General features: G+C 35.9%; 10 protein-coding genes. 1 reads left to right on the forward strand and 9 read right to left on the reverse strand.

Going from position 1 to position 9,742, the window contains the following annotated elements:
* Window positions 1–65 precede the first annotated feature (65 nt).
* The 9 genes from DYE31_RS09610 to DYE31_RS09650 all read right to left on the reverse strand — a co-directional run bounded on the left by DYE31_RS09610 (window position 66) and on the right by DYE31_RS09650 (window position 9,206).
* Window positions 66–1,028, reverse strand: coding sequence for an amidohydrolase family protein (locus DYE31_RS09610; protein ID WP_015899825.1), 963 nt, complete (start codon window positions 1,026–1,028; stop codon window positions 66–68).
* Window positions 1,029–1,260: 232 nt separating this feature from the next.
* Window positions 1,261–2,505, reverse strand: coding sequence for a Glu/Leu/Phe/Val family dehydrogenase (locus DYE31_RS09615; protein ID WP_015899824.1), 1,245 nt, complete (start codon window positions 2,503–2,505; stop codon window positions 1,261–1,263).
* Window positions 2,506–2,614: 109 nt separating this feature from the next.
* Window positions 2,615–3,805: an ornithine--oxo-acid transaminase gene (locus DYE31_RS09620; protein WP_115314389.1), complete on the reverse strand. Its 1,191-nt coding sequence runs from the start codon at window positions 3,803–3,805 to the stop codon at window positions 2,615–2,617.
* A gap of 179 nt (window positions 3,806–3,984) precedes the next feature.
* Entirely contained in the window at window positions 3,985–5,529 is a 1,545-nt protein-coding gene (gene pruA / locus DYE31_RS09625) for an L-glutamate gamma-semialdehyde dehydrogenase (RefSeq protein ID WP_015899822.1), read from the reverse strand.
* A 252-nt stretch (window positions 5,530–5,781) separates the two neighbouring features.
* Complete coding sequence (locus DYE31_RS09630) at window positions 5,782–6,909, reverse strand: NADH-dependent flavin oxidoreductase (RefSeq protein WP_015899821.1); 1,128 nt, start codon at window positions 6,907–6,909, stop codon at window positions 5,782–5,784.
* 242 nt (window positions 6,910–7,151) lie between these two features.
* Window positions 7,152–7,538, reverse strand: coding sequence for a S1 domain-containing post-transcriptional regulator Ygs (ygs, locus tag DYE31_RS09635; RefSeq protein WP_015899820.1), 387 nt, complete (start codon window positions 7,536–7,538; stop codon window positions 7,152–7,154).
* A 151-nt stretch (window positions 7,539–7,689) separates the two neighbouring features.
* A complete protein-coding gene (locus DYE31_RS09640) occupies window positions 7,690–8,217 on the reverse strand; it encodes an NUDIX hydrolase (RefSeq protein ID WP_015899819.1) in 528 nt (175 codons plus the stop codon).
* Between the two features lie 27 nt (window positions 8,218–8,244).
* The gene (locus DYE31_RS09645; protein WP_015899818.1) at window positions 8,245–8,511 is read right to left on the reverse strand and encodes a DUF1871 family protein; all 267 of its coding nucleotides are present in this window, start codon (window positions 8,509–8,511) and stop codon (window positions 8,245–8,247) included.
* Between the two features lie 101 nt (window positions 8,512–8,612).
* Window positions 8,613–9,206 carry a peptidylprolyl isomerase gene (locus tag DYE31_RS09650; protein ID WP_015899817.1) on the reverse strand — a complete coding sequence of 198 codons (594 nt, stop codon included), beginning with the start codon at window positions 9,204–9,206 and terminating at the stop codon, window positions 8,613–8,615.
* A gap of 71 nt (window positions 9,207–9,277) precedes the next feature.
* Between DYE31_RS09650 and kapB the strand changes: the two genes are divergently transcribed.
* The gene (kapB, locus tag DYE31_RS09655; protein ID WP_015899816.1) at window positions 9,278–9,661 is read left to right on the forward strand and encodes a sporulation phosphorelay system protein KapB; all 384 of its coding nucleotides are present in this window, start codon (window positions 9,278–9,280) and stop codon (window positions 9,659–9,661) included.
* Window positions 9,662–9,742: the final 81 nt, after the last annotated feature.

The following is a 9,742-nucleotide window of genomic DNA, read 5'->3' on the forward strand; positions in this document are numbered from 1 at the left end:
GGAAAAGTCGTTTTCTGACACATATTTGTGTATCAGAAAACGACTTTTTTATTTGTATTTAGAAGTTATTTAAATCTAGGGAATAATTCTAATGCATTTTTTCGTTCAATCGCCGCAATTTCGCTTTCACTGAATTTATGATAATTCTCTATAATCTCAATCATTTTTACTGCCTGACTTTCTGGCGCATAATGCGCGTCACTGCCGAATAATAAATGAGATTCGTCTGTTGTTTCTTTTAATGCTTCAAAAGTTGGAGGTTGTGTTGATAAAGCTGTTTCATAATAGAAATCGCTGATATATTCAGCAGGACGCTTATTCAATTCAACAGCATCTTCAAGGTTTTCAATCATCCAACTATAAGATTGATCGATTCTCCATCTTAAATATGGCAATGCACCACCTGCATGTCCTAAGATGAATTTAATATTCGGATAACGATCCATTGTACCGCTCAACACTAAATTCGCTGCTGCACGTGTCGTATTAAATGTAAATTCTAATAAGAAGTCAATTTGGCAATAATATGGTCGATTCTGATCAGCTTGTGCTGCACTTGGATGAATGAAAACAACCGCATTACGCTTATCCAGTTCTTTCATCACATCTTCAAAAATAGGATCTCCTAAGAAGTGTTCGTTATAATTGGAAAGCAAACCTACACCATCTAATTTTAATTCATCCAACGCATACTTCAATTCTTCTATGGATGCATCTACTTCTGGGAGCGGCAAGGTCGCAAAACCACCGAAACGATTCGGATATTTTTGAATCATATCAGCTTCAAAATCATTAATTTTTCTCGCAGTCTGTTTTCTTGTTTCTTTATCAAGCGGATTAAGTCCAGGATCAGAAATAGAACCGATACCGACTTCAATGCCTAAACGGTCCATATAAGCAATACTATCTTCAGGTGTCCAATCTTTGATAGGCATACCGCCTGCTTTATCCACTCCATTTTTCACTAATGCTGATTTATAAACATCTGGAATAATATGATGGTGCACATCAATAATACCCTTATTCATAATATCGTTCCCCTTTTCTAAAATCATTTGAGCTTATCTCTGAACATTCGCTCTCTACCCTTTTCTTAAAAAATTCATTCTTGATTCTAAGAAATAGGAAACATATGAATAAATATTAAAAGATACTGCTAGTCAAACGCAGACAAAATCTGCTTTTTCAAATATCTTTAAAAACAAAAAAACGACTACACCAGTATACTCTGGTATAGCCGTTTCCCAAAAAATTTTTAAATTAAGCCCATCCGCGGTAACGTGCAGCTTCTGCTGTACGTTTAATACCTACGATATACGCAGCTAAACGCATGTCGATTTTACGGTTTTGTGCTAATTCATAAATATCATTAAATGCTGTAACTAATTTATCACGCATTTTTTCGTTAACTTCTTCTTCTGTCCAGTAGTAACCTTGGTTATTTTGTACCCATTCGAAGTAAGATACTGTTACACCGCCGGCACTAGCTAAAACGTCTGGTACTAAAAGAATACCGCGTTCATGTAAAATACGAGTAGCTTCTAACGTAGTTGGACCATTTGCTGCTTCTATTAAGATATCCGCTTTAATATTCGGCGCATTTTCTTTAGTAATTTGGTTTTCAATTGCAGCTGGAATTAAGATGTCGCAATCTAATTCGAATAACTCTTTATTTGAAATTGTTTCTTCAAATAAGTTTGTTACAGTACCAAAGCTGTCTCTGCGATCTAATAGGTAATCGATATCTAAACCTTCTGGATCAGATAATGCACCATATGCATCAGAGATACCCACAATTTTAGCACCTTTATCAAATAAGAATTTCGCTAAGAAACTTCCTGCATTACCAAAACCTTGAATTACGATTTTAGCACCGTTTAAGTCTAAGTCGCGTAATTTAGCCGCTTGTTCAATTGCGATAACCACACCAAGTGCAGTTGAACGGTCACGTCCTTGTGATCCACCTAATACAATTGGTTTACCAGTGATAAATCCAGGTGAATTGAATTTATCTAATGCACTGTACTCATCCATCATCCAAGCCATGATTTGAGAGTTTGTCATTACGTCTGGTGCTGGAATATCTTTAGATGGTCCAACAATTTGTGAAATTGCGCGAACATATCCGCGTGATAAGCGTTCAACTTCGTGAATGCTCATTTGACGAGGGTCGCAAATAATACCGCCTTTACCGCCACCGTATGGTAAGTCAACGATTCCACATTTCATTGTCATCCACATTGACAATGCTTTTACTTCGTCCACGTTAACATTAGGGTGGAAACGCACGCCGCCTTTAGTAGGACCAACTGCGTCATTATGTTGCGCACGGTATCCTGTGAAAGTTTTAACAATACCATCATCCATTCTTACAGGGATACGTACTTCTAAAAATCTCAATGGTTCTTTAACTAAATCATACATGCCGTCATCAAAGCCTAATTTATGCAAAGCTTCTTTAATAATTTGTTGTGTAGACGCCACTAAATTATTATTCTCAGTCATAATCCTTTTCGCCTCTTTTTCCTAACAATGATTTCGCTTTCATTTGTATTGTAACATAAGCTTATCCTTTTTAAAGGGTTTTCATTCCTTTTGTTACAACTTTTTGAACTTAGCTGAATACTTTCTTAATACGTTCCAATGCATCGTCGATTTCTTCTTTTGTAATAATCAATGGCGGTGCAAAACGAATCACTGTATCATGAGTTTCTTTGCATAATAAACCTTCTTCTTTTAACGCCTCAGCATAAGGTCTTGCATCTTCATTTAATTCAACACCGATAAACAATCCGCGTCCGCGAACTTCTTTAATCACAGGATTATCAATTTTTTTCAATTCATCTTGGAAATATTCGCCAAGTTCACGTGAGCGCTCAGCTAATTTTTCATCTTCCAACACATCTAAGGCTGCAATTGAAACTGCTGCAGCTAATGGGTTACCACCGAATGTAGAACCGTGTGATCCTGGTGTGAAGACATCTAACACTTCACTGTCTGCTGCTACTGCAGAAATCGGTAATACACCGCCGCCTAAAGCTTTACCTAAGATATAAACGTCTGGTTTTACACCATCCCAATCTGTCGCAAACGTTTTACCTGAACGGCCAAGTCCTGATTGGATTTCATCAGCGATAAATAATATATTGTTTTCGTCAGCTAATTTGCGGATTTCTTTTAAATAGCCTTCTGGCGGTACATTAATACCTGCTTCACCTTGAATCGGCTCAACTAAAATAGCTGCAGTGTTTTCATTAATCGCATCTTTTAATTGATCTACATCACCGAAGTCTACTTTAAGGAATCCTTCTAGTAATGGACCATATCCACGTTGATACTCCGCTTCTGATGATAATGAAACTGGCGCCATAGTACGACCATGGAAGTTGCCGTTAAAAGCAATGATTTCTGCTTTATCCGGTTCAATATCTTTATGTTCATATGCCCAACGACGCGCAGCTTTAACTGCAGTTTCTACTGCTTCTGCACCTGTATTCATTGGTAATACTTTTTCTTTTCCAGTCAATTCGCTGACTTTTTCATACCAATCCCCAAGGTTATCACTGTTAAATGCACGAGAAACTAAAGTGACTTTATCTGCTTGTTCCTTTAAAGCTTCGATGACTTTCGGATGACGGTGTCCTTGGTTAACAGCTGAATATGCCGCTAACATATCCATGTATTTATTGCCTTCTGGATCAGTTATCCAAATCCCTTCAGCTTCAGAAATGACAATCGGTAGTGGTTTATAGTTCGGCGCACCATAGTGTTCTGTCTTTTTGATAATATCTTCAGATTTTGTCATAAATTTCTCCTCCTTAGATTCCCTTTTGTTTTTTTATTTATTTTGTTACTGCAACGTATTATTCGGTTGTGCAATTTTTAATTTTATTTTCGAAAAAAATCACATTATAGCGTTCTGATCACCAGAGTAAAACTATAATGTGATTCTTTATTCATTTAATCAGTGATGACTTAAATATCTTATAGATGTTCTGAAACTGTACGGCCTTGCATGTGTAATACTAGATAATCAGGGCCGCCTGCTTTTGAGTCTGTACCTGACATTTTGAAACCGCCGAATGGTTGATATCCTACTACAGCACCTGTGCAGCCACGGTTGAAGTATAAGTTTCCGACCATGAAGTCGCGACGTGCTTGTTCAAGTTTGAAGCGGTTGTTAGAAATAACAGCACCTGTTAAACCATATTCAGTTGCATTCGCGTATTCGATTGCTTGATCGAAATCTTTAGCTTTAGTGATACCCACTACTGGACCGAAGATTTCTTCTTGCATTACACGGTCATCATATTTTAAATCTGCAAAGATTGTTGGGTAAACAAAGTTTCCGATTTCATCATCGACTTTGCCGCCTACAACTAAGCGTCCTTCTTTTTCTCCGACTTTCAAGTAGTCTTTGATTTTATTTAATGCTTTTTCATCAATAACTGGACCCATGAAGTTATCATATTCCGCTGAATCACCAACTGTTAATTTTTCAGTTGCTGTTTTTAAGCGTTCAATCAAATCATCATAAACATCGTCTACAGCGATAACACGTGAACATGCTGAACATTTTTGTCCAGAGAATCCAAACGCTGAGTATACAATTGCATCGGTTGCCACATCTAAATCTGCTTCGCTGTCTACAACGATAGTATCTTTACCGCCCATTTCAGCAATAACACGTTTCAAGTGGTTTTGTCCTTCTTGAATTTGAGATGCTTTTTGCATGATGCTTGTACCTACATTTTTAGAACCAGTGAATGAAATTAAGCCAACATCTTTATTTTCAACTAAATAATCACCGATGTCGCTAGAATCACCAGGAATCCAGTTAACTACCCCTTTAGGAAGACCTGCTTCTTCTAATACTTCCATAAATTTATAAGAAATAACTGGTGTATTTGATGATGGTTTTAATAATACAGTGTTACCAGTAACCACTGGTGCTACTGTAGTACCCGCCATAATTGCATAAGCAAAGTTCCAAGGAGAAATAACCACTGATACGCCTATTGGCAAGTAGTCGTATTGGTTGTATTCACCTGGTCGTGAATTTACAGGTTTACCATCTTTTAATTTCAGCATTTGACGACCATAATATTCCATAAAGTCAATTGCTTCTGCAGTATCTGCATCTGCTTCTTTCCATGGTTTTCCGCCTTCTTTAGTTAAAAGTGCTGAAAATTCATGTTTGCGACGACGTGTAATTGCAGCAGCTCTGAATAAGATATCTGCTCTTACTTCAGGTGCAACATTACGCCAAGTTTTGAAAGCTTCTTTTGCTGCATCTACAGCTTTAGCAGCTAACTCTTTGTTTGCTTTAGAAACATAACCAATTGTTTCGTCTCTATTAGATGGGTTAAATGAACGAACCTTATCGTCAGTGAAAATACGTTCACCATTAATAATAAGTGGATACTCTCTGCCTAAGTCATCTTCCACCTTTTTGAGTGCTTTTTCATAAGCCTCTCTATTTTCTGCTTTAGAAAAATCTGTAAATGGTTCATGTTGATATGGAATCATTTTAATCCCCCTTTGTTTAGTGTAAAAATTGTTAAGAAAGCCCTTACATTCACTATAATTACATAAATTCATGTCGATGTAAAAGGAAAATCTTCAAAATTGCGAAAATTTTTAATTCGGTATTTTCAAATTACCCGACACGATGCAAATTATAAGGATTTAGCGAAATTTTACATCAATAAATTTCTGATGACAAATCAAATAATCTATATAAAAACTGCATATCCAAATTGAATATGCAGCTTCATAAAATTATTTATCATCTTTTCTAGGTAACGGATAAAAACCTTGATCAAATTGTTTCCATAAATTAGGCGGTAATTCATGTTTATCTTCTCGAGTAGGATCAAAGTAAGAAATAATTTCATCTGTTTTACCATCTTTAATTTTTTCAATAAAGCGAGGGTCTAATAACAATTCACGACCTAGTGCGATAAACTCTACACCTGTTTCAAGTGCTGACAGCGCATCTTCTGGTGTGAAAATAGAACCGATTCCTATCAACGGCATTTTTCCGCCAATCCACTCATGCAAGAGTTTGATACGCTCTTTATCTTTATATTGGCCTTCTCTAGTTTTTGAATGAATATCGAATAGAGAAGCATGCAAGTAATCTAAAGGTTGTTCTCTTAAATGCTCTAGTAATTCTTTTGTTAATTCCATTCTAATACCCGGTTCTTCTGCTTCTTCTGGTGAGAAGCGGTAACCGATAATGAAATCTTTATCAGCATATTTTTCGGCCGCAGCAACAACTGATTCGACTACTTCTAATGGGAATTTAAATGGATCCTTCCATTCATCATCTCTGCGATTATAATACGGAGAAACAAATTGATGAATCAGATAATGATTTGCTCCGTGAATTTCTACGCCATCAAAACCAGCTTCAATCGCACGGCGTGTGGCTTCGCCAAATGCTTTAATTGTTTCTCGAATCTCGTCAGGTGTAATTTCACGTGCATGATGTTCTTCTTTTTGTCCGAAACTCTTCAAGTCAACCGGACTAGGAGCTGCTACATCTCCGCCAGGTGTAAGGTTAGGTAATGATTGTGCGCCGCCATGGTGAATTTGTACTAATGCTTTCGCTCCATTTTTCTTCATTACATCTGCTAATTTCTTTAATCCTGGAATATCAGAATCATGTGCAACAGAAGGCTGGCCAGGAAAGGCTTTCCCTAAATCAGTCACATTACTTGCTGCTGTTATACTGATTCCTACATCTTTAGAACGTTTCTCCATGTAAGGCAGCTCTACATCTGCAATCGTACCATCATCATTTGAAGAAATGTGTGTTAATGGTGCAAGCACAAATCTATTGCGAATTGCTACACCATTCGGCAGTGTATATTCCGTAAATAAAGTCTCATATTTTTTCTCCATATCAACAAAGTCCTCCTCTTTATTTCTTTGTAAACGTATATTTTACATCAATTAACACTCAATCCAAAAAATACTGCTTAATAAGAGCTTCATTATCTATAATTAAGACGTTTCTTCTATATTCACCATCTACTATTTACCTTTTCAATATGTGTTCAAAACAAAAGGCCAGTATGAGCATTAAATATGCTTATACTGACCTATTAATAGATTAATATATTGCAGCAATCTGTCTTTATCCGCTACAATTTATTTTCTTTAATCATTTTCTTAGACTGCGCAATCCAAACCGGTAAACGTTCTTCTAATGTTTGAAACCCGTATTTTTCAGTTTCTTTGATCTCATCCAATACAGATTTTTTCTCTTTTTTACGCTCATAATTCTTAAAATAATCATTGTCTTTCAGAGACAAATTAAGTTTGCCTTCCTCATCAATTGAGAGTATTTTAGCACGGACGATTTGTCCTTCAGATAAGAAGCGACTTAAATTATGTACGTAATCATTCATTATTTCTGAAATGTGAATGAGTCCTTCCGTGTTGTCAGGGGTTTCTACAAATGCGCCATAAGGTTGAATACCAGCCACTTTAACTTTCACGTGCTGACCTATTTGATAGTGATTATTCAACTTAATAACCCCTTAATTCGTATTATTTCTAACATAATTATCATAGCATAAATAAAAACTAGTCACTAACATAAACAACAATTTAAAAGGTTATTTTCTGAAAAAAATAAGTAAATCACGCAAAATCAGTCGCACTAATTAAGAAGTTTTTTTATTGATACATCCCGTCATTACCGCTTTCAACGAAATCAAATATCAATTCAATCAAACCCGGTTTATAATTAATAAATTTTTCTTTTTCAATTAGCGTTAAAATCTCTTCTCTTCCTGCGAATCGAATATCTTCAACTTCATCTTTCTCTATGTGAATATCATTTAATTGGACTTCTGCTTGAATCAAATACACATCATCAAAACCGAATGGGAAAGTCATCGAAAGTTGAGGACGCATCTTTGTTAAATCAAAATCTAAATCCAGTTCTTCTTTGATTTCTCTTTGGGCTGCAATATTACTAGTCTCACCTTGCATTACTGCGCCTGCTGCACTGAAATCCCATAACCCAGGCCATAATTTTTTATCATATTTGCGCTGCTGAATCAGCATTTCGCCTTGTTGATTAAAAATACAAACATGTGCGACTAAATGAAAAGTACCTTCATCAAGTTTATTACCACGTTCTATTGTTTGACCTTTAAGATGCTGACGGTATTGATTATATAGATCCAATATTTCTGCCATTTCAAATCCCCCTATACGATTTGAATTTTATAGTCCGCAAGTACCTTCTAATGATAAAGCTTCGTTAGCTTTCTTCTGACAATCTTCTATAGCTAATTTTTCTTCAAATGAATATTGAAAAATAGATTGGAATTTTCGTGCTAATTCATTTACATCATCGATTTGGTGTACCGCATCCATCATTTCATACACTTCTGCATCACCCATTGTTTTATCTTCAAAATGCATTGGATTCCAATCTGCAAGTAATTGATATAATGCGATATTCACTTCGTTTTTTTCCATCTCTGCCATGGATAATCCTCCATCATTTCTTTTTTATGCAAATAGAAAGTAGAAATGCGCGCATGACACATTTCTACTTTTTACACATCTTATTTTAACTTCACTGATGATTAGTCTTCAATATCGATTGATTCAATAACCACATCATGTAAAGGTTTGTCTTGTGGTCCTACTTTAGTATTTGCAATGTCTTCTAAAGTATCTTCACCTTCAATGATTTGACCAAATACTGTATGTTTTTGATCTAACCATGGTGTGCCGCCTTTTTCGCCGTAAGCTTCAACGATTTGTTCTGGCCAACCACCATCAGCTAATTGGTTCAACATGTTTTCTGGTACTTCTTTCATTTGAACAATAAAGAATTGAGAACCGTTTGTGTTTGGTCCAGCGTTCGCCATAGATAATGCGCCGTATAAGTTGAAAGCTTCCATTGAAAATTCATCTTCAAATGGTCCGCCATAGATACTTTCTCCACCCATACCTGTTGCTGTCGGGTCTCCGCCTTGTACCATGAAGTCGTTGATAACACGGTGGAAAGTAATACCGTTATAGTATCCGTCTTTCGCATGCTTCACAAAGTTTTCAACTGTTTTCGGTGCTAAATCAGGTAGTAATTTAAAAGTCATGTCACCTTTATTTGTGTGCATTACTGCTTTGATTTCATTATCTTGTACTTCTTTATTTAATTGAGGATAGTTTGCCATGTTAAATCTCCATTCATGTTAAGATTGATATAAGTTTATAGTAACATATACCACAGAAAGGAAGTATTAAAATGTTATATCGGTTTTCACATAAAACAGGTAGTTATGGAGTTTCTATTGTAGAAGAAAATGAAAATGGTGAAGTTCTCGTCAAAGTTGAACAAGTCATCAAGCACCCTAAACAAGGCGATTTGCATGATCCTAATGCTGTTGATGGTGTGTTTTTCCATGAACGTCGTGCGTTGAGCCATTACGAAAAACGCTTTACACCTAAATCAAAACTTCGTGAATTTAATGTTGAAGAGATGCCTTATGAAGCATCATTGCAAAAAGCAATTACGGATTTAGAAGAAAAATTAAAAGAAGCGGATACACCTCATGCAAAACGATCATTAGAAAATTTAGCAGAACTGAAAAAGGATTACAGCATTCAATACAAGCAAAATTTCAAATAATTTTATACTTAAAATGTGCATTTCTTCCTATTTAAAAGTTCCGGTAAATGTAAGCGTGTTACCGTAAAACAAGGTTTTTAG

It is taken from the genome of Staphylococcus carnosus, from assembly GCF_900458435.1.
In the GTDB taxonomy this organism is placed as follows: domain Bacteria; phylum Bacillota; class Bacilli; order Staphylococcales; family Staphylococcaceae; genus Staphylococcus; species Staphylococcus carnosus.